The following is a 23,950-nucleotide window of genomic DNA, read 5'->3' as shown; positions in this document are numbered from 1 at the left end:
CTCGCAAAGGAAAAACTATGGTTTCGCGTACAGACTATCTTTTGAACGAAGTCGAACACTTCGCACCCTATTCCCAATTCGATCAATCTGCCCCGCGCGAGGATCGCGTTTCAGAGCAGATCGACATCATCATGAAAGAGCAGCAGGCGATGGGCTATGATCGTGCAGCCATTGCTTCAAAGAGCTTCGACATCGAGGACCAGGCCAACCGCCGTGTTGACGAACACACGGCGCAAAAAGATCTGGTCGAAGAACTGAAAATCGAATTGGAGGCTGCGGAGCGGTCAGGGGAGCCGGTTGATCTGAACGACATGCAGGCTTTGGTTTCTCAGCACATGAACGACGCTCAGGAATACGACTTGTATCACCCTTACTATTCGTCCCTTGCGGATCTGTCCGGCGACAAAGGCTTTCAGGATTCCGACGACTACCAGTCGCCCGGTGATCGCTATGTTCAGTATATGCAATCCGCTCTGGGGCAGGCCGGTTTCGAGAACTACGAACAGCAGACCAAGGACATTGTGAACTCCATCGAAAACATGGAGGCACTTGCACGAGAGGTCGAAGATCCGCATCTGCGTGCTGCAATGGACGTGCAGATCGGAGAGCTGAAGGGCGATGTTGCCGAGCTACGCCCATACGACACCGACCTGCAGGCATACACTGTTGTCGACGACAGCTACACCACATCCATGAATGCGGCCGAGTTGGATAACCTGGACCCCTCCGAGGCCGAAAAATGGCTGGCAGTGCGTGACGACATTGTTGCAACCGCCAACAGCTTCGGACTCGATGGAAACAAGTTCCTGGCCCGCTACAACGATCATGACAGCGTTTCAGTCGGCACCACTGCGACTTGGCGAGACGCGGACATTTCCACCGCTGCCGCCCATTTCAACAGCCAAGGCGTTCCGGACAGCTACGAGCGCGCGGAGGCCGTTGTTGGTGAGCTGCACCAAGTTTCATCCAGCAAGATTGCCGCCGTGGTGCAAGAGATTGCCCATACCCGCGAACAGGCTACCCACGTCCATGAGTATGATGGACACAGTCTTTAACCACGGAGGACATGATAGATGATTGTTCGCGCCGGTGAATGTGTTGCCGGGAACAGCGAGACCACCGGGTTGGAGTAATGTGGGGTCTGTTCCGATTGGGACGGACTCTTGTCCTTGGACATTCCGGGCATTCGCTGCACCACGTTTGAATAGGCAAGAAGCGGGACGGAGCTGCCGTTCGTCAGTTTTCAACAAAGACTGGCGTTCAATTGGTTTTGCTCCTTTAGCACTTCCTCAAAGTTAGCTTCAAGAATGGGATAGCTAATGTTGCCAAATAGCACTTGTCGCCCATTGTTAAGCACGTATGTCGGGCTGCCTTTAACTCCGCGCGACTGAGCCAACTCGTAGTCTCGAGACAGCATCGCCATCGCTTCACCAGTTTCGATTCTCTTGCTTACGTCGGAAAACTTCAGGCCAATTTGGTCGCTGACCTCACTTTGAACCGACCAGTCAGAGATGTTCCTTGCCTCTTGGAAGAATGCGGAGCGAAGCGCCCTTGCAGCTCTTGCTGGCAATTGCAACTGATCGGCAGTCGCACCCTCCTCCTGCGCCACCAATTCAACCGCCTTTAGGAATAGATGAGGGCTGGCCGAGGAAAGCGGCCTGGTTTCTGACCAAACTTTCTCATGAACTGATATGCCGTCAAACTCGCGTGCTACGTCCTGCACGTGGCGTGCATACCCGTCAAAACCACCTTTATTCTTCCACAGTTTGGAGATTTTTGCCGTGGTATCAGGAAAAACTGAACAATAGTGCACTTCGATTTCAATCTGGTCACCGAACCGTTCTGCAAGTCGAGACAATGGCCCCTGCCCAATATAAGCCCAAATACATAACACGTCAGAGAAATGAACTAGTTTCAGTGTGCTCATAAGTGATCGTCCTTGCTTTCAGTCTCGAGAAACAAGGTACGATGTTTCCGAAACTGTATAAAATTCACCGCTTCAGTCCCAAGAAAAAACATCAATTTACATCCTGAGTTATGAAACCTGAACGCGTCAAGCTGGCTCCATTGGGCCGCCGGCTTCTTTCCACGCAGATATCCCACCAACATTCGACACGGTCTCAAAGCCCATATCCACAAGCGTCTTACCGCTGAGCGCTGCTTGACCTCCTGCGCCGCACACCAAAACGATATCTGCGTTTTTCTTCAATGCAGGGTTGTGGAGTTGATGAGTGTCGTCGGCTCTAAACTCGAGCATGCCGCGTGCAACCCAAACAGCACCGGCTATGGTGCCAGTCTTTGCAACATCAGCACTGTCTCGTACATCAACGAAAACTGATTGCCCGTCTTTGTGCTTTTTGATGCCTGCCTCCGTAGAGATTCTGGGCACGACGGCATTTGCTTCGGCTAGGTAGTCATTGGCAGATTTCATTTTGGTATCCCGTGCAAAAATAAGATGCGCCGACTTTCATGTTTGCTTACGGAAATAGCAAGCATGCGATCTGTCTGAAGTAAGGCTACGAAAAAACACGTTCGCTCTAGGCTCGCTGCAGACCTTTACTATATTTAAACGGGCGTCTGCAGTGCCCCGGTAAGCAGTTCTTGCACAGTGAAGTTTAGAATTTTCCGACGCGAACAACTGTTTGCAATAAGTGCGGACGTTTGTGAACAACCGGCGAAGGTCTTACAAGCGGACTTTGCCGACGTTTGGCTATACGATGTGATAGTCTGCTTTACCTTTTCAGTGATCGCGCTCGCAAAGGCCATGATCCGACAAAGAAGCCAGGACATAGCAGTCTTCGGTCACTCCGCCGCCATCGCAGCCGTTGGAAATCCGCACCAGTTCTTTCTCAAGCGCGCGGAGGCGTTTGATCTTTGCGCGCACGTCCGAGAGCTGAGCCGTCGCAATATCATTGGCCTCTGCACACGACCGGTCCGGGTGGCCCTGTAGCTCGATCAAGGCAGCAATAGCTTCAATCGAGAAGCCGAGGTCGCGGGCGTGCTTGATGAAGCTCAGGCGCTCCAGCCCCGCCGCATCATACCGACGCTGATTGCCTTCAGTCCGTTCCGGTGCGTCGAGAAGCCCAGACTCTTCGTAGTAGCGGATTGTTGGAACCTTGACGTTCGTGCGCCGCGATAGCTCGCCAATGGAAAACATGAAAATACCTCTTGAACCTCTAGTCACTAGAGATCGTATATCAGTTGGGACGCTGAAACCAGAGTGAACCATGTCCCAGAAATACCTCGCCGAAACCCCCATACTCGATTTTCGATCCGATGCGATCCAGGCATTGATCGCCGAGCGCGGGTGGTCTTCTCTTGACCCCACCGCACGCATCGGCACGGCCTATGATTTCGTGCGGAACGAAATCCTGTTCGGATACAACAGCGACGATGCGCTGCCTGCCTCCCGAGTGCTGGCGGACGGCTATGGGCAGTGCAACACCAAGGGCACGCTTCTGATGGCACTGCTCAGGGCGTTGAATATCCCTTGCCGGTTTCATGGTTTCACCATCGACAAGGGCTTGCAGCGTGGCGTTGTGCCAGAGTTGGTTTTCCCGCTGGCCCCCCGAAGCATCATCCATTCCTGGGTGGAAGTTCTGATCGACGGCAAGTGGATCAATCTCGAAGGGTTTATCCTCGATCAAGGCGTTCTGGGAGCGCTTCAGGAGACCTTTCCGGATCGCACGTCGCTCTGTGCCTATGGCGCGGGGACAGATTGCCTTCAGGCCCCGCCCGTCGAGTGGTCTGGCCAAAGCACATACATCCAGAAGACCGGGATCAACCACGACTTCGATGTCTTTGACAGTCCGGATGATTTCTACAAGGACCACCACCAGCTGTCCGGTTTTCGCGGGTTGCTCTATCGTCTTGTCATACGGCACTGGATGAACCGGCGCGTGGCGCGGATCAGGCAAGGCTATGTGCCAATCATCCCCGGCGGCGCAGAGAACCTTCTTCCTAAACAGGCACCAATCATTCTAAAGGAGGCCGTGTGATGTCAGGGTGTTGTGGACATGACGCTAAGTTCGATGGCGTATCGGACGACTACAAACGGCGGCTGTGGATCGTCATCGCGCTGAACGCGACGATGTTTGCCGTCGAGATGACAGCAGGCCAGGTCGCACAGTCGCAAGCTCTGAAGGCTGACGCCCTCGACTTCTTGGGCGATGCTCTGACCTATGGCATCTCACTTGCTGTCATCGGTGCTTCGATCCGCGCGCGGACGAATGCAGCGCTCGCCAAGGGCATCAGTCTTCTTCTGATGGGCCTGTGGGTCTTCGGCTCGACAGTCTACCGGGTTTTCTATGTCGGCGTACCGGAAGCGGAAATCATGGGCGTTGTCGGCGCTCTGGCTCTGGCGACAAACCTTGCAAGCGTCCTGCTGCTGGTCAGCTACAAGGACGGGGATGCCAATGTGCGCTCTGTCTGGCTCTGCTCGCGAAACGACGCCATCGGCAACGTCGCCGTGATGTTAGCAGCTTTGGGCGTATGGGGCACGGCCACCGGCTGGCCCGACCTGATCGTCGCTGCGATCATGGCCAGCTTGTTTCTGTCCTCAGCGTTCCAGATCGTGCGCCAGGCGCTCGCTGAACGCCGTGAGTTCAATTCACACAATCATGCCGAAGTCTGATGGAGGCCTTTCTTGCTCTTCTTGGCTTGGGGATTGCCGCAGGAACCTTGGCCGCGCTCGTTTGGTCGTTTGCGCGTCCATCGCGGCGGCTCTGGCCCCCGGAAGAATACACGATCAGAACGCCTTTCCTTGTCTGGGTTCCAACATTCACTTTGTTCGGCGTGCTTGTTCTGCTTGGCATTCTTGGATGGGCGACCCTGCCATTTCCAGACTGGATGCGGTTCTGGATCGGGGTGCCTTTAATCCTCACCGGAAACGCAGCCGTCTGGTTTGAAGTTGTACGCTTTGGCATCGCCCAAACCGGCGGTGCCGTTGGGCATCTGCGAACCGACGGTCTTTATCGCTACTCCCGCAATCCCCAGTATGTCGCAGATATCTTCATGGTCATCGGATGGATGCTGCTGACGGCGGCACCGCTGGTCTTTCCGGTCGGAAGTGCCGCGGTCCTCGTGCTGTTGGCTGCACCATTCGCGGAAGAGCCATGGCTGCGCGCGCGCTACGGCGCGGACTTCGAGGAATACGCCTCCCGCGTTCGGCGTTTTCTCTGAAGCGGTCATTCGCCACAACGCAGAAACTTGGGAGGTATGGGCTCTCTCCTGCCGTTCTCTGCATATTGAAGTAAGGTCCGGTTCGGCCGCGTCCTGTTACCCCCGTCAAGTGAAGGCGCTACTTTCAGCCCGTTTGGCTTTCATTTTCTCCATCGCCATATCTTTCGCTGACCGACTTTTCCGCTTTGCGACCGTGCGCTGCGCATCAAATGCCGCCTGAAGTTCCTGGTCTTTTTCAGAAACCTCTTTCACCGGGGCAGGGGCCGGTTTCGCATCAGCCACTGCCTTTGCCGTATCCTTGGCCTGCTCTTCAGCAAGATCCAGGTGTGTCCCTTTGATCTTTGGCGTGTCGCCACCAAGGAACTGCATGAAATAAGGATCTTCGAAGTATCGGATCTTGTTTGCAATCACCGGCATCTTGCCTTCGCGGATAAGCACAACCTCATTTTCAGGCAATCGGCCAACGTGTTCCGGCCGGAGCAGGCGAATGCCTTCCTCGCGTTCCGATATGCTGCCCATTTCCATTTTGCCGAGCGCCCGAGACTTCGATTTGCTCAATACGGTTTTGTCACCGATGGACCTGGACACGTGTTCGCGTACCTCTGAATCCTCAGAGGCTGCGAACATCTGCGTCCCGGCGTTTGCCAGCATCGCCCGCACACCTTCATGCCCATAAATGTCCTGCAGGCGCGACAGCGTTTGCGAAATCACGATGATCCGGCCACCGAACGATCGCATGGTGTCATACGCTTCAACGACGCGCTCAAGATGGCCGAGGCGCTGAAACTCATCGAGCAGCATCAAAACCTTGAACGGCTCATCTTCGCCCGGCTCAACGGTTTCGATGGTGTTCACCAGATCGAGGAAGAACAGGCGAATGAGCGTCCGGAACTCTTTGACCTTCTTCCCTGGTACAGAAAAGTAGATCGAGGTAGGGCGCCGACGCAGATCCTCAAAGTTGATGTCATTGCCCTGCGTGGCTCTTGCCACTGACGGGTTACGCCAGAGCTGAAGGCCGGAGTTGTTCATAACCGAAATCGTTGACCGCAAGATTTTGGATTCTTCGGCTGCAAGATTCAGAAACTCATCTGCAGCTCGCGCATACCCAACTTCTTCAGCCATTTTCTCATAGTCCTTTTGCTTGGTCGTTTTGACCAGGCGCAGGACTTCGGAAATGTATGGCCGCTTTCTTTTGATCGCCAACATCGCCATTGCGCAGAACATGCCCTCGACACCACCCATAAAGCCCTGTGCGGACGAGCTAGGCGTGTCGAACATCTGGGTTGCAACCTGAATCACTTCTTCCCATCGCCGATCCAGATTGTCGGCACGTGCTGCACGGCGCAGAGGGTTGTAGCTGTGGCTTTTGTCGGGGTTCTCGGGGTCGAACACAAACACCTCGTCGCCCATTGCTGCCCGACGCGCACCCGTGGTCTGGAAAATCTCACCCTTGATGTCCAGGACGACGCAAGAACCATTGAAACGCAGAACATTTGGGATCACAAAACCGCTGGTTTTACCCGAACCAGACGGGGCAATGAACATCGCGTGTGGCTTTTGAACGCCGGGACCGGGCTTATAGTAGATTGCGTTTTTGTCCTTTGGCTCACCAAATTTGGCAAACACGATTTCACTATCCAATTGGTCTTTGAGCTTCAGCACCGAAGCATAGCCCTCCTGGACGAGCTGAGGGGCCTTTGCAAAGGTCGCATCACCGTATTTCGTTGAGGGACCACGCAGCGCAGCCGCCACAAATGCAAAGGTCAAAACACCCACTGCGACCACCGCCACCAGACCCATGATCTGCTGCGTCTCTGCAGGCTGTGCCATGAACTTCTCTGGGATCGCCCAGATGTCCAGCCCGCGAAAGCCTCTGGTGTTGATGTATTCGAGAGCCAGCCCGACCACCAACACCGCGCAAGCCGAGGTAGCGATAAAGCCCATAGTACCGGCTATCGCGACCTTCTTGCCTTTGGGTAGATCCTGAAACTCAGCCATCGGTCAGCTCGCGTTTGAAGAAGCACACGATGCCAAACTCGGCAGGTACGACGCCGACCATTTCCCAACCGTCTTGCCCGAGCTTCGCAAACTTCTCGCCTGCATTTTCCTCTACCCGCATCAAGACATTACGATACTCAAATTTTTTCATTCTATTTCTCCTTCAGATAAGTTGATCAGCGGTCATCAGGGGTGGGAAGATCACTCCGTTGACCTTCCGTTCGTCACCGATTTTCTTCATGTGAACGATCATGTGAATGGTGGCCCGGATGTCATCGACCACTTCTGACTTTTGAACGGTCGGAGATCCGCGACGCACCATCTTGCTCATACGTCCAATGGCATCTACTGGTGAGTTGGCGTGCATGGTACAAACAGAACCATCGTGGCCGGTGTTCACCAGTTCCAGGAACATATTTGCGTCGTCGCCCCGAATTTCACCGCAGACGAGGCGGTCAGGCCGTAACCTCAGCGCCGATTCCAGCAGCTTTGTTGGTGATCGAGGGCCATCTTCTTCGGAACGGTCAGCAAGTAGATCGACAGAATTGGGTTGCTCGATGTCCAGCTCGGCCACTTCTTCAATCGTCACGATCCGTTCGCCAGGATCGACGCGCTTCAGCATTGCATTGAGAACAGTGGTTTTGCCAGACGAGGTGCCCCCGGCAATGATCACGTTCCATTTGCTTAGCATCGCAAGGTCGGCCAGCTCGTCAAAGTTCATTGTTCCGGCAGCGAGAGCAGCCCGAGCCTTTTCAAGCGCGCTGTGATCATTGTTTTCTGCCAACGCCGCCTCTTTGCTGGCGAAGCTGAACGCGCCCAGATCGACGGTTTTCACGCGGAGCAGGCGGATCGCCACGGACCCCACGCCGGTTGTTGCTGGCGGAATCACAACCTGCACCCGCGCTTTACCCTGCTGTGTCGGCACGTTGGCCGTCGCAATCGGCTTCTTTTCTCCGAATGTCACATCGCTGAATCCGGCCACGCAGCGCCCGATGTTTTCCACATCATCTCTGTTCAGAGTAATGTCTGTCCTGGTCATGTGTGTTGTGCCCATTTCTTCGACCCAGACCGATCCGTCAGGATTCACAGAAATTTCGCTCAGGCTTTCATCGTGCAACAGATGCTCGATCTTGCCTGTATAGTATTCCAGAAGGCTATTGCCGTTCCGCCCGCTCATGTTCTTGTCCTTGGTAGAGCACTTTTTTGAACACTGGAGGTTGCCTTCGCTGCATCTCGGCTTTGCCTCGAACACGAAGGCATCCACATAAGATTCATTGCTTCCAAAAAGCGCTGAATTTGCTTCAAAAAAGGCCGCTACCGCACTCGATCATGCTGGCAGCGGCCGGAAAGACTGCTGAGGCGGTCGGCTCATTGGCTCGCGCTCAGAAGCTATCGAACACAACGTCGCGCTGCAGGATGGCGTTGATGCGACTGCCCTGATCGACAAAGACTGTCGGAGTAATGCGCAGGTATTCATCAAGCGCCGCTGCCGTAGCGTTCTGCAGGTTAGACCCCACTTGCGTTGCCAGATCAGTGCGAACCGAGTTGTTGCTATCGTTGTCAGAGACCAGTGCCACCGGCGCAATGCCGATGATGGACAACAGCGCTGCAGTTCCGAACCGTTTCCCAAAGTGTGTGTTCACCCTGCCGGTCGCACCAGTCCGGCCTTGACCGTCCGTACCAGCCGATCCGACCTGAGTTGACAGGCCGTCAGGCGTGATGACACGGCTCCAAACGATCATGATGCGCGTTTGCGCCAATGTCGTGTCCGCTCGATACTCGCCAAAGAGCTTCGATCCGCGCGGCAGAAGCAAACGCGTGCCGTCCATCGAGTAGACGCCACGTGTAATCGTCGCCACGACACTGCCGGGCAACTCCGAGCTGACCGCGCCACCGAACACAGCCGACAAAACCGTGCCTTGCGTCAGGGTGCGCGACGGATCGTCAATGATCGAGGCCCCGACGATGGGGGGATATTCTTCGACCAGATTGTTTTGCCATGTCGTGTTTTGGTTTTCCTGATAGCCGCGTTGATCTTCAGGCAGGCGGGTGTCGTCTGGCTGGACTTGAACCGGCTGCGGCGCTGCAGGGAAGGGTTGGAAAATGACCGGCTGCGATCCACCATTGATCGGCTGGTAGTTTTGACCGGGTGCGTCCTGTGCCATCGCGCTTGAGGCCAACGTGACCAGGGCGAGGGTGAGTGCTGTTCTGTTCATCGTCAGCTCCATCAGTTTCTGCCGTATGGGTTTTCATCGAACACAATGCCGTCCGACTGGTTCTGCCGCTGGCGCATCTTCTTCAGTTCTTCGAGTCTGCGCCGCTCGTCATCGGTCAGACCTTGCGCCTGAAGGTGGCTTACGCTGGCAAGTGCCCGGGCCTCCGCATCTGCGATGGCCTGGGCAAGTTCCGTCTGGAACTTCTTCTCTCGCTCATCATATCTGACCTGAAGGCGTTCATTGGTCAGGTTCAGCGTTGCGATTTCACCGTCTTTTTCGGACAGCGAAACTTTGGCGTCCGTCAGCTCGTCTTGCAGATCGGAAATCCGACCGTTCTGTTGCTCGATAGTTTTCAAGGCTTGTTTCAGCCCTTCGGAATCGACCTGCGGCACTGTTGCCGGTGTTGCCACCTCAATTTCCTCGGGCAAAGCCTCTGGTTCCGGCTCATCGGCCTCTGGTCCCCGTGCGGTCAAAAGCCCGTATCGCTCGCCACCACCTTGTTGCAAAGCGTCAACGCGGACACCCGTGTTCGTGCTTTTGTTTTCATGGCCCATGACAAACCATACAAAGCCCAGGAACACCGCTCCTGCGATCGCAACGGTTATCAGCTTCTTTGGGTCGAACTTCTTCCGGACACGTTGCGACGGCTGTTCAGCCGCCGCCCGTGCCGCAATTGTCTGATTGCGATCCATTACTTGCTGCCCCCCGGTTTAACTGTCTGTGAAGTAACGGGCCTGCCCGTTGCACTCGCCTGCTGAAACGCGTCGCCATCGTTTCGTACACAGATCGAAGTGTCTTCGATGCGCAGTGTCCAAAGGTCGGAAAGGCCCTGCACCTGGATAATGCCGCGCTCTTTGACTGTGGTGTTCACCATCAGCTCGCGGCCATCAGGCAGGACACGGAAAATCCCCGGCAACTCCGCATCCTGCGGGATTTGCATATAGGTGTGAACGCCATCATCCCACACGGCGGTGGGCGCAAAGTCCGCTTTGCCCGAGCGCGAATAGTTCTGGTTCACAAACCGGCCAGTTGGCTTCGGCTCGCTCCGAGCGACTGTGCCGCGACGCGTTGTGGTCCCGCCGCTGTTGTTTTTGTTGTAGAACGTGACCCGAAATGGAACACGTTTGCGTTCGGCGGCGCTCTCGGCCGGAACCAGATAGAAGTTGTATGTCCCGCGATTGGTCAGGACGGTCAGGTTTGAATCCGAGTTCAGGATTTCTGGCTTGAACGCAATAACGCGACCTTCCTGCAGGCGGGTGATCTGAAAACTCTCAGTGTCGCCCGCGCCAATGCTGCGGACGGTCTCGCCCTGCGGAAAGTGAACATAGGTAATCAGGCGTTCACCTACAGTGATGCGGTACACCTGGTTCTCGACGTAATGGAAATGCGTGATGCGATGATCCGCATTCTTTCCGTCTGGCGTCGGTGTGATTTCAGCGAGCAGAGGCGTAGAGAATGCCAAAACTGCTGCGGCGGTGGCGGTGAGTGTTTTGAAAGAACGCTGCATCAGACCTTCCCTATGGCGTCTACGCGGTAGTTGGTGACGACGAAGCCGAACGGATTTTCCAGAAGCTCATCCATCGACGTCACGATTTTTTCCTCAAACCCGTAGGTCACAGTGACCACGTAGCGGGCTGAGGCCGTTGCTTGGTTTGGCACGATCAGGGACTTGCGGATCTCGACCTGCACCGTCTCATCGTTGACCGGCGAGACGCCCAGAATTTCGGTCTGCACCTTTGTCTTGGGCGTATAGATTTCGTCAGGATGGTTGTCGTTCGAACCGTCCCACAGTTCGCGGTAGGACGTTTCGGCCAGCTCATCAGAACGACGCAGCACCGATTTCAGGCGCTCGTTGTTGTCCTGGACATCATAGGTTTCCCGGTCGCGCACATAATTTGCGACTTCACGGAAGGCCATCGCCTCAGAAGGTTCCAGTTCTTCGACTTTTTCAGTCAGCAGGACCGGCAGTTTCGTGTCCGGATCAATGGAGAATGGCACCGCGCGGATTTCCTTCAGGGGAAGGAGCATCGCCCAGCCAATCATAGAGGCCACGCCCATTGCCATGCCGACCATGCCGAATACCTGCCATTTGAAGGCATCGCGGCGTGCGCCCAGAAAGAGTTCTTTTTCGTGATCTGTCACGTGTGACATTTGCTCTGTACCTCGATTTATGAAGATTTATTGGCGCGAGCTTGTCGAATGCTCTGCCGGTAACGGTCAGCGGCGTAGCTCTGACGAGCTGCCCCATCCTGATTTCGGGCTCTGTGCGCTATGTCCCGACGCGCTTGCATTGCGCGAGACGCGCTGTCACGAACGCCAGTCCCGTCACGTGCTGCGGAAGCCATAGCAGCGGCAGTTTTCCCACCGGCTACTGCACCCCTTGCGCCGTCGCTTGCAGTGCCCAATGCACTTCTTGCGGCTGCTGCAGCACCAGTTGCCACGGCAAGACCCGAGGATGCCGAAACGATTGCACCCGACATCCCGCCCGCGAGCGACGGGATCTGCGTGAGCATCACGATTGAAACAATGCAGATCGCCAAAAACCGGCCACTGGCCTCCATATTGTTCACATCCTCAACAGCGGTCAGTTCGGAGCTGAAAAGGGCCTGAATAAGAGAAACGATGCCTGTCAGAACGACGATGACCATGATCAGGCCAACAGTCGTTTTCGCCCAGGCTGCGAAGATATTGGCTGTTGCCGAGCTGAGCAGCGTTGCGATGAAAACAGGCGCTAGACCCAGCAGGACCGCTAGACCGCCTTTTGCGATCAGCGCCATGCCGGTGCCAAAAGCAACGATGACAGCCCCAACAACCCAGAGAATAGCCCCGGTGATGCTCAGACCCCAGGTTGCGTTTTCAATAGCCTGCTGGCCCATCAAGAAACACTGAAGCGCAATGTCATCGAGTGCTTCCCAGACATTTGTTGTGCCGGTCAGTTCTCCGGCAATCGTGTCTGGGAGGCTCGAAATGCCCTGATAAATGGGTTGAAAGAAGCTCCAGCTAGAAGCCATACCAATGATGATCGTCGCCCGAATGATCCAGCCGACATAGCCACCAAACCCGATTTCTCGGATTTGAAGCACACCGTTGATCAGCATTGCCACGAAGATCAGCGCGGCTATTGCCCAGAGGGCGGATGCTAGATCCGCCGCCAGGCTGTTGTATGCTTGCTGCGAGAAGTTATTTAGCGCAGCCTCAATCGAGCTGACGAAATCTTGGATCACGGCCCACAAGCCTCCTCAATTGCAGGGCGCAGAGCTTCCAGACGGGTCCGTTGCTCTTTTTTCAGCGCGGCAAGATTGTCGGACGGTTGGGTCCAAAACTCGTCTTGGTCAGCTCCGACCTTTTGGGCGGCGTCCTCACGGCTTAAACCGCCCAGCGGACATTCGGTGCTGAAGGTCTCGCCAGATTTGCGCAGAATGCATTGCTCGATGGTGGCCTCGTGCGCAGCGATGACCTGTTCATTCAGGATCACCACCGACCAGTTGGTCACAAGAGGCTGCTTGTCTGCGGATTGGCCCGCTTCGGCCATGCGCGCTTGATCGTTTTTGACGAATTGACGACCGTACTCACGCGCACCCGAGTACCCAAGGCACTTACGATATTCACCGAACGGCATATCGACCTTGGGTGATGGGCGCAGCTTCACCTGTGCCGATGCAGCCCCCGACATAACGGCGGCGGCTGCAATGGTCAGGATGAGAGTTGAGCGGAGTTTCATTGTGAGGTTCCTCGTACATAGTTGCTGAGTGTCGAAAGATCGGCAGCGGTTGCAGCCAGATCCGTGCCCGACGCCAGAGCATTAGCCGAGGTTGCGCGTAAGATTTCAATTTCAACCTGAAGGAGTTTAAGGAGAACCGCCGTGTTGTAGTCGATTGCATCCTTCAGATCTTCTTGCTGACCGATTTCACCGCGCAGCTTTTCTGCATCTTCGGAGAGCTGACCGGCCATGTCATAGCCATTCTCACCCAAGGCCGATGCCATCAAGCCAGCGCCACCTCGCTCCGAGAGAATGCGCCGGGCTGGCACGTCTGACGTACTGAATTCTTTAAGGATTCCATTGTTCAGCCCCAGGCTGATTGATCGGCGTTCCATCGCGAGTCCGGCGACGCCTGGAAGATCGCCAATCGTATCTTCGGTCGCGTTCAAGGCGTATCCAAGCGTGTCAGCTGCCGTTGCCAGTTTCAGAAAGCTGCGGCTGTTGAACTGGTCCAGATCCGTCAGACCACTGATGGTTTTGAGGGAGTTTTCGAGCAGTGCCCTCTGCTGCTCGAGCTTCTCATATTGTTGCATCAGCTGTTCGTATTGGCGGACCATTTCCGCGACTTCGCGGGCCGAATTGGCTGCGTCCTGTGCAATGGCCGTGGCGTCGATGGTCGGAACACCTTGGGCTGCCGTCATAACTGGCAGGGCGGCCAGAACCGAAACAGCAATGGTTGTGCGGAATTTCTTTGAAATATCCATCAGACAAACTCCAAGTTTTCAGGGGAGGTCATGCGCTCAAAGTCACAGGCGCATTTGCTGCGATAGCCCGAATAGGTGCTGGTGCAGGCCGAGACAGCGGCCAGAACTACAAGGGTGATGACAAGGCGGGCTTTCATGTGATTTCCTTCCAGAAGTTGGGGTTTTTTCGCCAGTCAGGATCAGGGAACGATTTTCCGTCTGATCCGCTCAGAACACGAAGAAGCGGGCCGAGCGCGCCGACATCGACATCGAGCCAAACACTCTCATCACCTTTCTTCATGAGCATTACGCGGTCGCCAAAATGCGCCCTCAGCGCGCCCAGCTCTGAATCGTTCAAGCCGATTGCCCGGTAGTCTGCTTCATTGCCGGATCGAGAGGGGAACAAGAGTTGCGTGCTGGTGTTTTCCAGGATCGACTTACTTGCCGCTGACGACAGGAGGTGATCGGGGATCTGCGTCATCATCATCATCATGACGTTCAGCTTCCGATACGTGGTGTAGGCATTTATGAGGATGCCAGCGCCATAAGGGTTGCCAGCAATTACCCATGCTTCATCAATCACAAAGACAGTGGGTATCTTGGTGGCGCAGCGGCGTTCAATCTGGCGCATGACGTAGCTGATCCATGCCAGCCGCACCAATTCGTCATCCAGAACCTCAGAAATATCGAACACAAGATGACGGTCGCCAGCAGCAAACGGATCTGAGCCACCCTCGCCAAACATCCAGGACAAGCGGCCTTCGCCCGCCCATTCACTTGCACGCTTGTACAGGTTCTTGTCATCGTCAAAGGCTCTGAACCGTTCCACCAGTGAATCGAAGTTCTGAAGCGCAGGCGGCAAAGTGGCATTGGCTTGGCAAGCCCTTGTGATTTCATCCTTCTGATCGGTGGTCAGTGGTTCGTCATAGCTCAACAGGGCAATGACCCAATTGGCGAGCCAGCTTTGCCCAGCCTCATCCGTCTCGGTCTGAAAAGGGTTCATGCCGGTTGGCTCACCAACTCGGACGCGGATGTACTGCGCACCGAGCGCCCGCATTGGAGCCTCCATTGCCCGGTCTTTGTCAAAAGCGATGATCCGCGCGCCCTGTGCAACCGCCATTGTTGCCAGCAGCATCGCGATCACAGTTTTACCCGAGCCGTTCGGTCCAAGAACGATCGTATGCCCGGAGGGCAGGTTTTCAGGGTCGTTACTGGTCTTGGGAAGGTGCAGCGAAACATCGTAGCTGTCCCCGTGTGTCGTCGGGAAAGTCGCCAATGGCCCCGGCCAAGGTAGCTTTTCCGCATCCAACCCTTTGGGGCGCATGTGGAACGCAACCATATCCGCAAAGTTCTGGTCCGTGATCAGTTCTTCACGGGCGCGGAACGCGAAATTGCCGGGGTGCTGTGCGAAGTACACGGCACGGGCCGACATCGCTTCGCGCTTCACCGTGCCACCCGAAATCTGGATTTCACCGATGATGTGTTTTTCGGCGGTTTTCAGATCTTCCTCGTTCCCAAACACGCAGATCGACAGGTGGTGCTTGCCGAGTGACATGGTGCCGGAGGCAATGCCGTCCGCCAGAATGGACAAATCCTCTTCAAGCGACTTTGCCTTGTCGCCTGCCGAGCGCATTTGTCCCGACTTGCGGCGTTCCATTTCCTGCGCCTGGGCGCGGCTGATCGGCAGGAAGGATTGCGAAATCACGACATCAACCGGCAGGTCTAGCCCGTCGAAAATGCCGGGGAACGAAGCCATCGGGTAATTCTTCAGGGAATAGACACGGATGGAGCGTTCCTGATCGTCGCCCGTGACCAGTTTGCCGCGCTTGCCCTGAAACAGCACATCCTCTTGCGGCATGTTGAAGGCGATGGGTTCTGCAATGTTCGTGTGAATGATCGGCTGATACCGACCGTTCAACAGCATTCCATAATAGCCGAGCCAACGCCCCTCGCTGAGCTTCAGCCGGCGCATACGGGCCTCGCCCAGCGTGCCCGCCAGTGTTGTGAACACACCGTCGAGCTGTTCCATCATTTCGCGGCGTTCCTCGTCTATCGTTCCAGACGACATGCCGAACATCTGTTTTGCCCGCTCATCCTGCCGCTTTTGCAGAATGGCGCTGATGATGATCTTGCGTTCTTTCAGCTCTGCATCGACGGACGCTGAGCGCATGGCCTGCGCCACTGCACCGGCAAAGCCGGTTGGATCTGTGATGACATGACCAGTCTCAGCTGGGACGGTCAGTCGATGAACATAAAAGGCCACCTCATTGGGTGTCGTGCGCAATACACGCTCAAACCGTTCGGCCAGGAACTCGAACTCGTTTTCGTCCAGCGTGTTTGCGTTGATTCCGGTGATTTCTGCAGCGGCGATGAGGCCACCGTTGCGTGTAGAAATGACCTCATCGTCCACGACATAGCCATACGGCAACATCTGAAAGAGGCTCATTTCATCCTTGCGCCAGCTCGGCTCGATCAACGAGCGGGCAAGGGTCCACAAATCCTGTGCAGCAGGCTTAGGCACTATAGTAATCTCCCCCATGATGCTGGCGGTTTTTGGTGCGCGGAGTTTTGGAAAGGGTTACGGACAGGACGCGGAAGAAAGCCGGTTCCCATTCGTAAAAGAGGCGAAGCCCGGTGTAGAAAACAAAACCCGCAATGATTGCTGGCGCTATCCCGAACATGAAGAACGAAAGCATGGTCATCCCGAGGATCACCAGCAGATAGATCACGGGTAAGCCGCCCCATTCTGCGGGGCGGCTCAGGCCGCGAAAGACCGTATTGCGGCGCGGCATCAATCAGCCTCCGATGAATGTATCAGCGAGGCCGATAACAGCGCCGACGACGATAGCGATTACCGGGCCTTTCAGCGAACCCCAGCCGAACACGTAGGCGAGACAGCCCCAGATGAAGCCGACAGCGGCAAGGCTGACGCCAACGACCTTCGAGTCGGCCAGCGTTTCGTTGATGAAATCGCCAATGGCATCTTGCAGCCAGCCAGCGGAGGCGGGCGCTGCTGTGATGATGAACGCAGTGATCGCGAAAAACGCCATCTGCTGGTAGAAGTGGGTTCTTTTCATGAGGAAGTGCTCACTTTGCTTAGGATGATCCGCACGTAATTGCGGGTTTCGGTGAAGGGGGGGACGCCGCCGTATTCGACGACGCGGTGAGGCCCGGCGTTGTAGGCGGCAAGCGCCAGCTTCCAGGTTCCGAACTCGCGGTACTGCGCCGCCAAATAGCGGGCACCACCGTCGAGATTTTCTGCAGGGTTCTTTGGGTTCACGCCCAGGTCTTTCGCCGTTCCGGGCATGAGCTGTGCGAAGCCATAGGCACCCTTGGGTGACAGAGCGTCAGCCCGATACCGGCTTTCCTGCCAGACCAGCGCCATGAACAACTCGGCCGGAATGTCATGGCGTTCCGCCGCTGCGTGGATTTCTTTGACGATCCGCTCCTGCGACCAGCCGCCCGAGGATCTGCGAGGCCGCGGTGCCTTGCCCGCAATCTCGATCTTTTCCTGTGGCTTGGCCTTCGGCGCTTCCGGTTTTTCGTCAAGCGTGTACTCACGCATCCGGATTGGCCGAACGACGCCATTGACGATTTCTGCCCGCGCACCGTTCAGAAACACGCTGCCATCCGGCTCGTATTCGATGACCTGGGCGCTTGCGCCGGTCGCCACAAATGCCGTGGAGACGAGCAGAAGGGGCCGCATTGCTGCGATCATTCGGATTTCTCCTTTGCTTGAGTTGGCGAGGAATTGGAGGGGTTCTGTTCGTCGCCGGTCGCGGCCACGTACTCATCAGTCCAGGACGGCGGAATGCTGACAGCATCCACCAACCAGCCTGCGAGACTTGCGTATTCTTCGCCACCAAGGGCCGAAGTCTTGCGAGCGATAGAGCGCGACAGAAACGAAGCTGCTACGCCGTGCTGCAGCAACAGCGAAATCAGAACGCACAGATCATGCAGATGGTATTCGAGGTCGCTGCCAGAGCGAAAACCGCCGCTATAGAACACTTCACGGGGTTTGATTGGCGACGCCGGATCATACCCGATGGTGACAAAGGCAGTGTGCCCTTGCGGAGTTTCAACGCGGCGTGTTTCAGCCAGCCGACGATCAGGAAGAACTTTGCGCGCAGGCTTGTTCATGACAAAGCTCCCTGCGCATCAAGTTCCGCTTGTCGGATTTGCATTGCGAAATCCACTTCAAGGCGCAGCTCAACGACCACTTCAAGCGGCATAACGATGTCCAGCCAGACACCCTCACGGATCAGGTGAACGTGATAGGTGGCGTTTGGGTAAACGAACCAAAGGGCTTCATGCCGGTTCAGAACGTCGCGCGCGGTGTCGGCGTCGATTGTGCCTGACAGGTCGCAACCGAATTTCAGGGTTGCGTATGAGTTGGCATAGTTTGCTCGGCTGCTGCTTTGGATGAGCGCAGCGGCCTTTTCCGGTGAAGCAAAGCGGAACAGCTCTTTCGGACCCAACGCCTTGTTAACGTCTGCGTGCAACTTCAAGGCTTTGTAGAGCCGATTTGCACGGACATACTCAAGATCATTGAGGACATGGAACATTTCGAGCGCGATTCCGAAAGCCGTGGCGCGGGCATCGCTTTCCAGCCAGTATTCGCGCATTCCGCGCTTGATGGTTGACCGTTCTCCGGCAAGGTGGCGGATAACGGTGAGAATGTCCTTACGGGCTTGCTCGAAGCTCTGGGCGGCAGGCACCCAGCGCCGATCAATCTTGCTTTCGATAGTGTCGAAGGCCACTGTGATCACCTTTCCGCCTTTCAAAAAATAGGTCAGTAGTTTTTACATAATTACTATTATGGGGTCGACTTCAGGTCATCTGAGCGGTGGGGAATCGGGTGCTGGGACACAGCACTGAACCTTCAGTGGCGCCGCAAAAGACCAATGTCTGGTTCGGATCTCTTAGTCAGATGTTTTGGCTGGAACGTTCGGATGTCCCGCGCGCCTCAATCGTCAGACAGCGCTAAGGGATCGGAGGTGCAGACGCGTTGTCTAGGTTTGCACCCATTGACTCTGTCGCGGTGCTGCCCAATCTAGGACCGGCATCTCGGACTACTGTTTTTACCATAGTACAGTTCTCTCTTGATGTTGGAGGAATGCCCGGATGGATTAAGGGCGTTTCTTGTCCTGTCGATTGTTGGCGCAATCGGCAGGACTGCTTATTGCTTAGTCGTTTCTCTCTGCTGTCATAAATCGTTGTTTTATCCTTTCTTTCAGCCGCACCAGGACTGGCGCTTGCCACCCGAGTACGGGCGCGCCAGACCTTCAGAAATCAGGATGGCCCCGACGTTCTGTCCAGACACGCGCCCAAGCGCCAAGAAGCGATCGTGGACGTCAAAGTGCAGCTCAATCTCAAGTTCAATTACGCCCGCGAAGTTGATGAGCTCCGTCAGCCGGTCCTTGGCTCGTAGACCCAAAGCTCTCTCAGCATCGCACTGAGCCCGGAATGTCTCAGGCGTATCAAACCCAATAAGCCGGTATCGGTCGTCACCATGGTCGATCGTGTCACCGTCAACGGCAATCACCTCGGATGCGCCGAGAGTCTTTGTTTTCCTAGCTGGTTCAATCCAAACTGCAGCAATGAACAAGGACGCGAGTGCAGCGCTGAGAAACAAGAGCCGTTTCATGCGCCCTGCCCCAGCATTTTGATGAGCCGGGTTCTCGAACGTGACCGATCAGGTTTTGGATTTCGCGTCCAGGGCCTGAGCTGCTTCGAGACCCTCTGGGGTAATCGACTCGATCGTATAGTCTGATTTGACGCAGAGAATGCGCCCATCACCAAATTCCTGATGATGCTTGAAGAGGCCCGGCCAAAGATCGAACTCTCTGGGCTCAGCGCCCGCTCGAGAGATCTTCGACTTGCACAAGGCCCCGACATAGTTCGGCGAGCTGTAAATGCAGTGGTACTTAGGTCGTCCAAGGGAAGCGAGTCCGATAAATTCGTAGCGGCATGTAAAGGGAACCTGATCCTCTTTCAGGCCCCGGACCATCTCGATGGTTACCACAGTGTATTGTCTCTTGTTGTCCGCCATGACGACCCCCTATGGGCCGTCTTCTACATCCAAAAGTTGTGGACTAAAACACAATCTACGTCAATATAAGAAAACCCGCCAATATACGATATTGGATTGTCAGAAATATATTGGCCGGATATTGCTTAGGCGATTCGCAAGCAGGAGAGACCATCTTGAAACACTCAAAATCCGGAAATCGAACTCGCGCGAAGGCCCTTGCAGTTGCACTCGCTGCACTGCCAGCCACGCAGGCTCGTGCCTATCCAATTGACTGTGCCATATTCCTTTGCCTCGCCGGGGGTTGGCCAAGTTCGGCTGATTGCGTCGCAGCCAAGGCGGAGTTCATTCGGCGCATCACACCCTACCCGGTCGAACCGCCGCTTCAACTCTGGCGCTGTCCGATGAATACGTCACACAGCCCCTCGGACTTGGGTCCTATGGAACGGTTGGAAGCCATCAAGCGCACCAGTGCTAGCCCAGTTCCAGAGCTTCCATCGGATGACACCGCTAAGCCAATACTGGTAGACGCAGCGATCTCGATAGGAAGGATCGATGCACATCACGGCCAATACGGTGACGGTTTCCAAGCCACCCCGATCAGCGTCGATCTTTCTTCTTCCGATTTCGACGTTGTGAGATCCATCAGGGTTTGGGATGTGCGCCACTACAGCTATCGCCGTCGTTCAAGGGAGGGAGATTGCGAGCGTTCGCTTGATCTTGTGGTTGGCACCTACGACGATAATACGAATTTTCGCTGGTCCGAGCGCGCTCCTGCCCCAATCCCTTACTGGCTGCCACTGGGCAATCGCTGTGAACCTCCCAGCTACTTCCGCGGCGTTGGCGTCGAGTGGACCGACACATTCGGGTTCAGCGACTACGAACTCATCCGATATTGAGGTGCTGACCTGCGGTACAACGCGTTGCTCCTGGCTATGCCACCAAAAATCGCCAGCTGCATTTTTAAACCAGGCCGATTGGCCCGGAGGAAAAACTTAATCCCAGAAACAAAAACCCCCGCAAGGCGGGGCCTCAGCGGGGATCTTCTTAAGTCACGTTTGATCACCTGATTTATAGGAAACTCCAAAATTACTGACAAGGACAAACGCATCTGTGCGAACGGTTTTTCTGTGTCTTTTTGCTGAGGTTCGAGCCGCCTTGCTTCCCCAATGAGAAGCAGACCATGAGACCGTTGAACCATTCCGAACACCCTGCCCCGCGAAGCCGCGATATCAACACTGACCTTTGCCAAATGAGGCCAAATCCATGAGCTTTCGGCAGATCGCATCCGCCCATCACCACGATAATATTCGCTTTCACAACGGCCTTCCTGAGGGCTGGAACCGTGACAGGTTACGTCAGCTCTGCGTGGGATATGCGCAGATCAGAGGCGCATCAGCCCAGTGTATTCGCACCTTAGAGATCATCATCGATATGATTACGCCATGTGCTTTTCGAGACCCGTCTCAGGAACCCTTTTGCTACGCGCGCCAGGAAACCCTCATTGCCGGGCGAGGCGTGACAGATCGGACAATCCACAATCACGAACGTGAGCTGGAAAGGATTGGTCTGATCGAACGCAGGCTTGGCGCAAATGGCGCGCGCTGTAAGCGCAAGAAGCTTGGACTCTTCCTGACCCCTGCCCTGAACCTCATTCCCGAGATGCGCGACGCGGACGTGCGCAGCAAGGCCGAGAAGAAAGAACAGGACGAGCTGCGCGGGGATCGATCACGGCTTTACCGATATGTGAAACATAGTCTGGCCGTGCTTCTCTTACTCCCCTGCCCTCCTGAAAGTCTGGAAGGCATGAAGGAGGAACTTCGATCCTGGCCGCGCGCCGACAAGTTGAAATACATGACGCTGGAGGCGCTCAAGCTACATGTTCAGGCGGCTTACGACCTTTGGAGCCGGATCGAAGAGCATGTCGCAAAACCCGGTGAAATTTCGGGTGAACCCGAAGCTTGTTTCGGGTGCCATATACAAGACCAAATTGAAGAAACAATTCTGTCCTGTAACGCCGATGGCGAGAGTTCAATGTCCTCGGCAAAAGCCTCGGAACCAGATTGTTCCGGCTCCGGGCCTGACGGCCCTCCGCATTGCTTAGAAAGCAATCATCCGACAGATACGGCATCGCGCAAGGCCCAAAAACTACCGCGGGTGAATAACCGCATCCTATATGAACTGGCCTCACCCGAGCTGCGCATGCATATCGATATCGCGGGTGGCGGAGATCAGAATTCCAGCCCGTCGCTCTACGCGATTGAGACCGGCGTTTGGTCGCGATTGTCGGAGATCGGCGCCAATGCCTCGGCTTGGCGTACGGCGATTGACCGATTGACCGTGATGGGTGCAATCCTGGCCGGGTTGATCACAGACGCGAGGCTGAGCGATCCACGGTTGCCGCCAGTGGTTAATCCGGGCGGATATCTGCGCGGTATGGTGCACGCAGATGAGCGCGGTGAACTGAACCTGATTTCCAGTTTCATGGGGCTTTTGGCGCGTAGAGCCCGAGAGGAGGAAGACGGGCTTCCGCAAGATCACTGCAGCGGGTTTTAGCCGTGCCGGGTTATGAGCCGCCAGCTTCTCCAATTCATGTGTCTCATCGGCAGGTTTTCGCTCCGTTTCCGCCTCCAGAACAGAACTGTATTCAAATGCATGATTGGCTACGGGAATTCCCGAGTGGTTTGTTCAGCTTTAGGTTGCTAAGCGGCCTCGACGGCAACGCGGAACAGAAAGACGATCTATGAAAATCGCGGACATTGGCAATTCTGAACTGGATTTCAGGCAGACCGGGGAGGCGCGCCTTCAGGAAATTTGTTCGAGGTTCGGACTGGAGAATGCGTCCTACGCCCATATCGACAAGCATCACAACGTTGTCCACGGCTGCACCACGTTCCCGGCCGAATGGGTCAGGCACTACGTCGACAACGACATGGTCCTGGTCGATCCCCTCATCCGGTTTGGCGCCGCAATGATCGCACCAATTGATTGGGCTGTGTTTGATGATCAGCGTGAACACGCACCGCTATTCGATGCAGCGAGAAAATTTGGTGTGGGTCAGCACGGACTATCCATTCCGGTTATCAATCCGTTTGGGGAGCGTGGTGTCTTTACGGTTACCTCCAACCTGCGCCGATCCGACTGGGACGCCTTGGTCGGGAGTATGCTCCCTGCCCTTCGCCACGAAGCGCAGGTCCTGCATCTACTCGCGCTCGATGTGATTGATACAGTTTTCAACTTTCCTACGGATGCGTTGTCCGATCAGGAGATGGATGTTCTGAAGATGCTCGCATCAGGATTGATCCCATCCGTAGTTGCTGGCCAGACGGGGCTCTCCTCCAGGATGGTGCATGCTTTGACGTCTTCGATCGTCACAAAACTCAAGTGCCGGACAACGGAACAAGCAGTGGCGAGAGCTGTCAGCACAGGTATTCTTAAATGGACCGATTTCTTTGCCGACCCGGTCGCCGAACTTGCGGATGTTGAAGGACAGACCCTTTGCGGCGGGATCGTGCGTTGGTCTGGAAGATCACACGAGTTGATCACCTTTGAAGATGGTCGAACGGTGCGGAACTTGGATAGCTTTCAGGCGGTTCAGGTCCAGGAAATTGCCAAAGACTTCAATCTGGATGCTGAAAGGATCCTCGAAGAACTTGGACCCAACCGGGATCAATGCGTGTGGATCAGGCATCTCTGAGTTCGGCCCACGTGCACCGCTTGATTTGCAAAATTGTGAGCAGGGGCAAGTTTCACGTAATTTCGCTTACGCCGCTGTGCCACCGTAGTAGAGCCCACTCTAACTCTGGTTTCTAAATCTCCTATTCTGCTGAAAACGCGTCACGTTCAAAGCTTGGCTACAGAGCCCTTAGACGCGAGGGCAGCAGATGCTGTCACCTTCGTTCGAACAGCCAAAAATTGGAGATTGAGGCCTTATCTCTGCAATGCCCTGGTATACTGGAGGATCTTGCCCAGCGTGGTTTCACAGGAGGTGCTGACCCGTTCGCCGAAACAGCGAGTCTGGCGTTGGCCGTGAAAGCTCCAGTAATAGCTTCTGACGCCGTCAACGTAGCGCTAAGGCAAA

Annotated in this window: 29 protein-coding genes; 7 read left to right on the top strand and 22 right to left on the bottom strand. The window is 55.5% G+C overall.

Features of this window, described 5'->3' with window-relative positions; translation table 11 throughout:
* The first annotated feature begins 17 nt into the window (after positions 1-17).
* The gene (locus tag ACXAH8_RS18840) at positions 18-1,055 is read left to right on the top strand and encodes a hypothetical protein (protein ID WP_152460672.1); all 1,038 of its coding nucleotides are present in this window, start codon (positions 18-20) and stop codon (positions 1,053-1,055) included.
* A gap of 188 nt (positions 1,056-1,243) precedes the next feature.
* Here ACXAH8_RS18840 and ACXAH8_RS18835 read toward each other — a convergent pair whose 3' ends face one another.
* The 3 genes from ACXAH8_RS18835 to ACXAH8_RS18825 all read right to left on the bottom strand — a co-directional run bounded on the left by ACXAH8_RS18835 (position 1,244) and on the right by ACXAH8_RS18825 (position 3,157).
* Entirely contained in the window at positions 1,244-1,927 is a 684-nt protein-coding gene (locus ACXAH8_RS18835; protein ID WP_475220192.1) for a DsbA family oxidoreductase, read from the bottom strand.
* A 126-nt stretch (positions 1,928-2,053) separates the two neighbouring features.
* Entirely contained in the window at positions 2,054-2,431 is a 378-nt protein-coding gene (locus ACXAH8_RS18830) for a rhodanese-like domain-containing protein (RefSeq protein WP_475220191.1), read from the bottom strand.
* Positions 2,432-2,740: 309 nt separating this feature from the next.
* Complete coding sequence (locus ACXAH8_RS18825; RefSeq protein ID WP_170574518.1) at positions 2,741-3,157, bottom strand: MerR family transcriptional regulator; 417 nt, start codon at positions 3,155-3,157, stop codon at positions 2,741-2,743.
* A gap of 70 nt (positions 3,158-3,227) precedes the next feature.
* Between ACXAH8_RS18825 and ACXAH8_RS18820 the strand changes: the two genes are divergently transcribed.
* Genes ACXAH8_RS18820 through ACXAH8_RS18810 form a run of 3 tightly spaced genes read left to right on the top strand, consistent with a single transcriptional unit; the run spans position 3,228 to position 5,181 of the window.
* Positions 3,228-3,998, top strand: a complete 771-nt coding sequence (locus tag ACXAH8_RS18820) for a transglutaminase-like domain-containing protein (protein ID WP_209599654.1) — start codon at positions 3,228-3,230, stop codon at positions 3,996-3,998.
* Entirely contained in the window at positions 3,998-4,633 is a 636-nt protein-coding gene (locus tag ACXAH8_RS18815; protein WP_209599655.1) for a cation efflux transmembrane domain-containing protein, read from the top strand. Before ACXAH8_RS18820 ends, ACXAH8_RS18815 begins: the two co-directional genes overlap by 1 nt.
* Entirely contained in the window at positions 4,633-5,181 is a 549-nt protein-coding gene (locus tag ACXAH8_RS18810; protein ID WP_170574509.1) for a methyltransferase family protein, read from the top strand. The genes ACXAH8_RS18815 and ACXAH8_RS18810 overlap by 1 nt, the downstream gene beginning before the upstream one ends.
* 105 nt (positions 5,182-5,286) lie before the next feature.
* On the opposite strand, the gene ACXAH8_RS18805 is transcribed toward ACXAH8_RS18810, so the two are convergent.
* The 19 genes from ACXAH8_RS18805 to ACXAH8_RS18715 form a co-directional block, all read right to left on the bottom strand.
* Positions 5,287-7,179, bottom strand: a complete 1,893-nt coding sequence (locus ACXAH8_RS18805; protein ID WP_475220190.1) for a type IV secretory system conjugative DNA transfer family protein — start codon at positions 7,177-7,179, stop codon at positions 5,287-5,289.
* Positions 7,172-7,330 carry a DUF4177 domain-containing protein gene (locus ACXAH8_RS18800; RefSeq protein ID WP_152460674.1) on the bottom strand — a complete coding sequence of 53 codons (159 nt, stop codon included), beginning with the start codon at positions 7,328-7,330 and terminating at the stop codon, positions 7,172-7,174. The genes ACXAH8_RS18805 and ACXAH8_RS18800 overlap by 8 nt, the downstream gene beginning before the upstream one ends.
* A 12-nt stretch (positions 7,331-7,342) precedes the next feature.
* Positions 7,343-8,356: an ATPase, T2SS/T4P/T4SS family gene (locus ACXAH8_RS18795; RefSeq protein ID WP_152460675.1), complete on the bottom strand. Its 1,014-nt coding sequence runs from the start codon at positions 8,354-8,356 to the stop codon at positions 7,343-7,345.
* A 205-nt stretch (positions 8,357-8,561) separates the two neighbouring features.
* Entirely contained in the window at positions 8,562-9,395 is an 834-nt protein-coding gene (locus ACXAH8_RS18790; RefSeq protein ID WP_170575215.1) for a TraB/TrbI/VirB10 family type IV secretion system protein, read from the bottom strand.
* Between the two features lie 11 nt (positions 9,396-9,406).
* On the bottom strand, positions 9,407-10,087 hold the full coding sequence (locus ACXAH8_RS18785; protein ID WP_152460677.1) for a hypothetical protein: 681 nt from the start codon (positions 10,085-10,087) through the stop codon (positions 9,407-9,409).
* Positions 10,087-10,902, bottom strand: a complete 816-nt coding sequence (locus ACXAH8_RS18780) for a TrbG/VirB9 family P-type conjugative transfer protein (protein ID WP_152460678.1) — start codon at positions 10,900-10,902, stop codon at positions 10,087-10,089. The genes ACXAH8_RS18785 and ACXAH8_RS18780 overlap by 1 nt, the downstream gene beginning before the upstream one ends.
* A complete protein-coding gene (locus ACXAH8_RS18775) occupies positions 10,902-11,546 on the bottom strand; it encodes a VirB8 family type IV secretion system protein (protein WP_152460679.1) in 645 nt (214 codons plus the stop codon). Before ACXAH8_RS18775 ends, ACXAH8_RS18780 begins: the two co-directional genes overlap by 1 nt.
* Before the next feature lie 17 nt (positions 11,547-11,563).
* On the bottom strand, positions 11,564-12,619 hold the full coding sequence (locus tag ACXAH8_RS18770) for a TrbL/VirB6 family protein (RefSeq protein WP_152460680.1): 1,056 nt from the start codon (positions 12,617-12,619) through the stop codon (positions 11,564-11,566).
* Entirely contained in the window at positions 12,616-13,116 is a 501-nt protein-coding gene (locus ACXAH8_RS18765; protein WP_152460681.1) for a hypothetical protein, read from the bottom strand. The genes ACXAH8_RS18770 and ACXAH8_RS18765 overlap by 4 nt, the downstream gene beginning before the upstream one ends.
* Entirely contained in the window at positions 13,113-13,859 is a 747-nt protein-coding gene (locus ACXAH8_RS18760) for a type IV secretion system protein (RefSeq protein ID WP_152460682.1), read from the bottom strand. The genes ACXAH8_RS18765 and ACXAH8_RS18760 overlap by 4 nt, the downstream gene beginning before the upstream one ends.
* Positions 13,859-13,996, bottom strand: coding sequence for a hypothetical protein (locus ACXAH8_RS18755; RefSeq protein WP_170425207.1), 138 nt, complete (start codon positions 13,994-13,996; stop codon positions 13,859-13,861). The genes ACXAH8_RS18760 and ACXAH8_RS18755 overlap by 1 nt, the downstream gene beginning before the upstream one ends.
* Entirely contained in the window at positions 13,993-16,359 is a 2,367-nt protein-coding gene (locus ACXAH8_RS18750) for a VirB4 family type IV secretion/conjugal transfer ATPase (RefSeq protein ID WP_170797136.1), read from the bottom strand. The genes ACXAH8_RS18755 and ACXAH8_RS18750 overlap by 4 nt, the downstream gene beginning before the upstream one ends.
* Complete coding sequence (locus ACXAH8_RS18745) at positions 16,352-16,630, bottom strand: VirB3 family type IV secretion system protein (RefSeq protein WP_152460684.1); 279 nt, start codon at positions 16,628-16,630, stop codon at positions 16,352-16,354. Before ACXAH8_RS18745 ends, ACXAH8_RS18750 begins: the two co-directional genes overlap by 8 nt.
* A 3-nt stretch (positions 16,631-16,633) precedes the next feature.
* Positions 16,634-16,915: an HAD family hydrolase gene (locus ACXAH8_RS18740; RefSeq protein WP_152460685.1), complete on the bottom strand. Its 282-nt coding sequence runs from the start codon at positions 16,913-16,915 to the stop codon at positions 16,634-16,636.
* Positions 16,912-17,556 (bottom strand): lytic transglycosylase domain-containing protein, encoded by a 645-nt coding sequence (locus tag ACXAH8_RS18735; RefSeq protein WP_152460686.1) that lies wholly within the window; start codon positions 17,554-17,556, stop codon positions 16,912-16,914. Before ACXAH8_RS18735 ends, ACXAH8_RS18740 begins: the two co-directional genes overlap by 4 nt.
* Positions 17,553-17,978 carry a TSCPD domain-containing protein gene (locus tag ACXAH8_RS18730; RefSeq protein WP_152460687.1) on the bottom strand — a complete coding sequence of 142 codons (426 nt, stop codon included), beginning with the start codon at positions 17,976-17,978 and terminating at the stop codon, positions 17,553-17,555. Before ACXAH8_RS18730 ends, ACXAH8_RS18735 begins: the two co-directional genes overlap by 4 nt.
* The gene (locus ACXAH8_RS18725; protein WP_170686497.1) at positions 17,975-18,607 is read right to left on the bottom strand and encodes a hypothetical protein; all 633 of its coding nucleotides are present in this window, start codon (positions 18,605-18,607) and stop codon (positions 17,975-17,977) included. Before ACXAH8_RS18725 ends, ACXAH8_RS18730 begins: the two co-directional genes overlap by 4 nt.
* A gap of 464 nt (positions 18,608-19,071) precedes the next feature.
* Complete coding sequence (locus ACXAH8_RS18720) at positions 19,072-19,485, bottom strand: thermonuclease family protein (protein WP_170417964.1); 414 nt, start codon at positions 19,483-19,485, stop codon at positions 19,072-19,074.
* 48 nt (positions 19,486-19,533) lie between these two features.
* The gene (locus ACXAH8_RS18715; protein WP_142638830.1) at positions 19,534-19,890 is read right to left on the bottom strand and encodes a hypothetical protein; all 357 of its coding nucleotides are present in this window, start codon (positions 19,888-19,890) and stop codon (positions 19,534-19,536) included.
* A 155-nt stretch (positions 19,891-20,045) separates the two neighbouring features.
* On the opposite strand from ACXAH8_RS18715, the gene ACXAH8_RS18710 reads away from it, so the two are divergent.
* The 3 genes from ACXAH8_RS18710 to ACXAH8_RS18700 all read left to right on the top strand — a co-directional run bounded on the left by ACXAH8_RS18710 (position 20,046) and on the right by ACXAH8_RS18700 (position 23,566).
* Positions 20,046-20,768 carry a hypothetical protein gene (locus ACXAH8_RS18710; RefSeq protein WP_170602107.1) on the top strand — a complete coding sequence of 241 codons (723 nt, stop codon included), beginning with the start codon at positions 20,046-20,048 and terminating at the stop codon, positions 20,766-20,768.
* 367 nt (positions 20,769-21,135) lie between these two features.
* Entirely contained in the window at positions 21,136-22,425 is a 1,290-nt protein-coding gene (locus ACXAH8_RS18705; RefSeq protein ID WP_170417959.1) for a helix-turn-helix domain-containing protein, read from the top strand.
* Between the two features lie 187 nt (positions 22,426-22,612).
* The gene (locus tag ACXAH8_RS18700) at positions 22,613-23,566 is read left to right on the top strand and encodes a LuxR family transcriptional regulator (protein ID WP_170417956.1); all 954 of its coding nucleotides are present in this window, start codon (positions 22,613-22,615) and stop codon (positions 23,564-23,566) included.
* The last annotated feature ends 384 nt before the right edge of the window (positions 23,567-23,950 follow it).

Source organism: Ruegeria sp. ABV3_008 (genome assembly GCF_056161185.1).
This window is presented reverse-complemented; position numbering and strand designations above follow the sequence as displayed.

Excerpts from the sequence above, each read along its gene's own strand:
- ACXAH8_RS18730 (WP_152460687.1), bottom strand. The coding sequence starts at position 17,978 with ATGAACAAGCCTGCGCGCAAAGTTCTTCCTGATCGTCGGCTGGCTGAA.
- ACXAH8_RS18700 (WP_170417956.1), top strand. The coding sequence starts at position 22,613 with ATGAAAATCGCGGACATTGGCAATTCTGAACTGGATTTCAGGCAGACC.
- ACXAH8_RS18800 (WP_152460674.1), bottom strand. The coding sequence starts at position 7,330 with ATGAAAAAATTTGAGTATCGTAATGTCTTGATGCGGGTAGAGGAAAAT.
- ACXAH8_RS18765 (WP_152460681.1), bottom strand. The coding sequence starts at position 13,116 with ATGAAACTCCGCTCAACTCTCATCCTGACCATTGCAGCCGCCGCCGTT.
- ACXAH8_RS18785 (WP_152460677.1), bottom strand. The coding sequence starts at position 10,087 with ATGGATCGCAATCAGACAATTGCGGCACGGGCGGCGGCTGAACAGCCG.
- ACXAH8_RS18745 (WP_152460684.1), bottom strand. The coding sequence starts at position 16,630 with ATGCCGCGCCGCAATACGGTCTTTCGCGGCCTGAGCCGCCCCGCAGAA.
- ACXAH8_RS18795 (WP_152460675.1), bottom strand. The coding sequence starts at position 8,356 with ATGAGCGGGCGGAACGGCAATAGCCTTCTGGAATACTATACAGGCAAG.
- ACXAH8_RS18705 (WP_170417959.1), top strand. The coding sequence starts at position 21,136 with ATGAGCTTTCGGCAGATCGCATCCGCCCATCACCACGATAATATTCGC.
- ACXAH8_RS18760 (WP_152460682.1), bottom strand. The coding sequence starts at position 13,859 with ATGGATATTTCAAAGAAATTCCGCACAACCATTGCTGTTTCGGTTCTG.
- ACXAH8_RS18755 (WP_170425207.1), bottom strand. The coding sequence starts at position 13,996 with ATGAAAGCCCGCCTTGTCATCACCCTTGTAGTTCTGGCCGCTGTCTCG.
- ACXAH8_RS18825 (WP_170574518.1), bottom strand. The coding sequence starts at position 3,157 with ATGTTTTCCATTGGCGAGCTATCGCGGCGCACGAACGTCAAGGTTCCA.
- ACXAH8_RS18820 (WP_209599654.1), top strand. The coding sequence starts at position 3,228 with ATGTCCCAGAAATACCTCGCCGAAACCCCCATACTCGATTTTCGATCC.
- ACXAH8_RS18720 (WP_170417964.1), bottom strand. The coding sequence starts at position 19,485 with ATGAAACGGCTCTTGTTTCTCAGCGCTGCACTCGCGTCCTTGTTCATT.
- ACXAH8_RS18735 (WP_152460686.1), bottom strand. The coding sequence starts at position 17,556 with ATGATCGCAGCAATGCGGCCCCTTCTGCTCGTCTCCACGGCATTTGTG.
- ACXAH8_RS18810 (WP_170574509.1), top strand. The coding sequence starts at position 4,633 with ATGGAGGCCTTTCTTGCTCTTCTTGGCTTGGGGATTGCCGCAGGAACC.
- ACXAH8_RS18830 (WP_475220191.1), bottom strand. The coding sequence starts at position 2,431 with ATGAAATCTGCCAATGACTACCTAGCCGAAGCAAATGCCGTCGTGCCC.
- ACXAH8_RS18775 (WP_152460679.1), bottom strand. The coding sequence starts at position 11,546 with ATGTCACACGTGACAGATCACGAAAAAGAACTCTTTCTGGGCGCACGC.
- ACXAH8_RS18780 (WP_152460678.1), bottom strand. The coding sequence starts at position 10,902 with ATGCAGCGTTCTTTCAAAACACTCACCGCCACCGCCGCAGCAGTTTTG.
- ACXAH8_RS18740 (WP_152460685.1), bottom strand. The coding sequence starts at position 16,915 with ATGAAAAGAACCCACTTCTACCAGCAGATGGCGTTTTTCGCGATCACT.
- ACXAH8_RS18715 (WP_142638830.1), bottom strand. The coding sequence starts at position 19,890 with ATGGCGGACAACAAGAGACAATACACTGTGGTAACCATCGAGATGGTC.
- ACXAH8_RS18840 (WP_152460672.1), top strand. The coding sequence starts at position 18 with ATGGTTTCGCGTACAGACTATCTTTTGAACGAAGTCGAACACTTCGCA.
- ACXAH8_RS18835 (WP_475220192.1), bottom strand. The coding sequence starts at position 1,927 with ATGAGCACACTGAAACTAGTTCATTTCTCTGACGTGTTATGTATTTGG.
- ACXAH8_RS18815 (WP_209599655.1), top strand. The coding sequence starts at position 3,998 with ATGTCAGGGTGTTGTGGACATGACGCTAAGTTCGATGGCGTATCGGAC.
- ACXAH8_RS18790 (WP_170575215.1), bottom strand. The coding sequence starts at position 9,395 with ATGAACAGAACAGCACTCACCCTCGCCCTGGTCACGTTGGCCTCAAGC.
- ACXAH8_RS18805 (WP_475220190.1), bottom strand. The coding sequence starts at position 7,179 with ATGGCTGAGTTTCAGGATCTACCCAAAGGCAAGAAGGTCGCGATAGCC.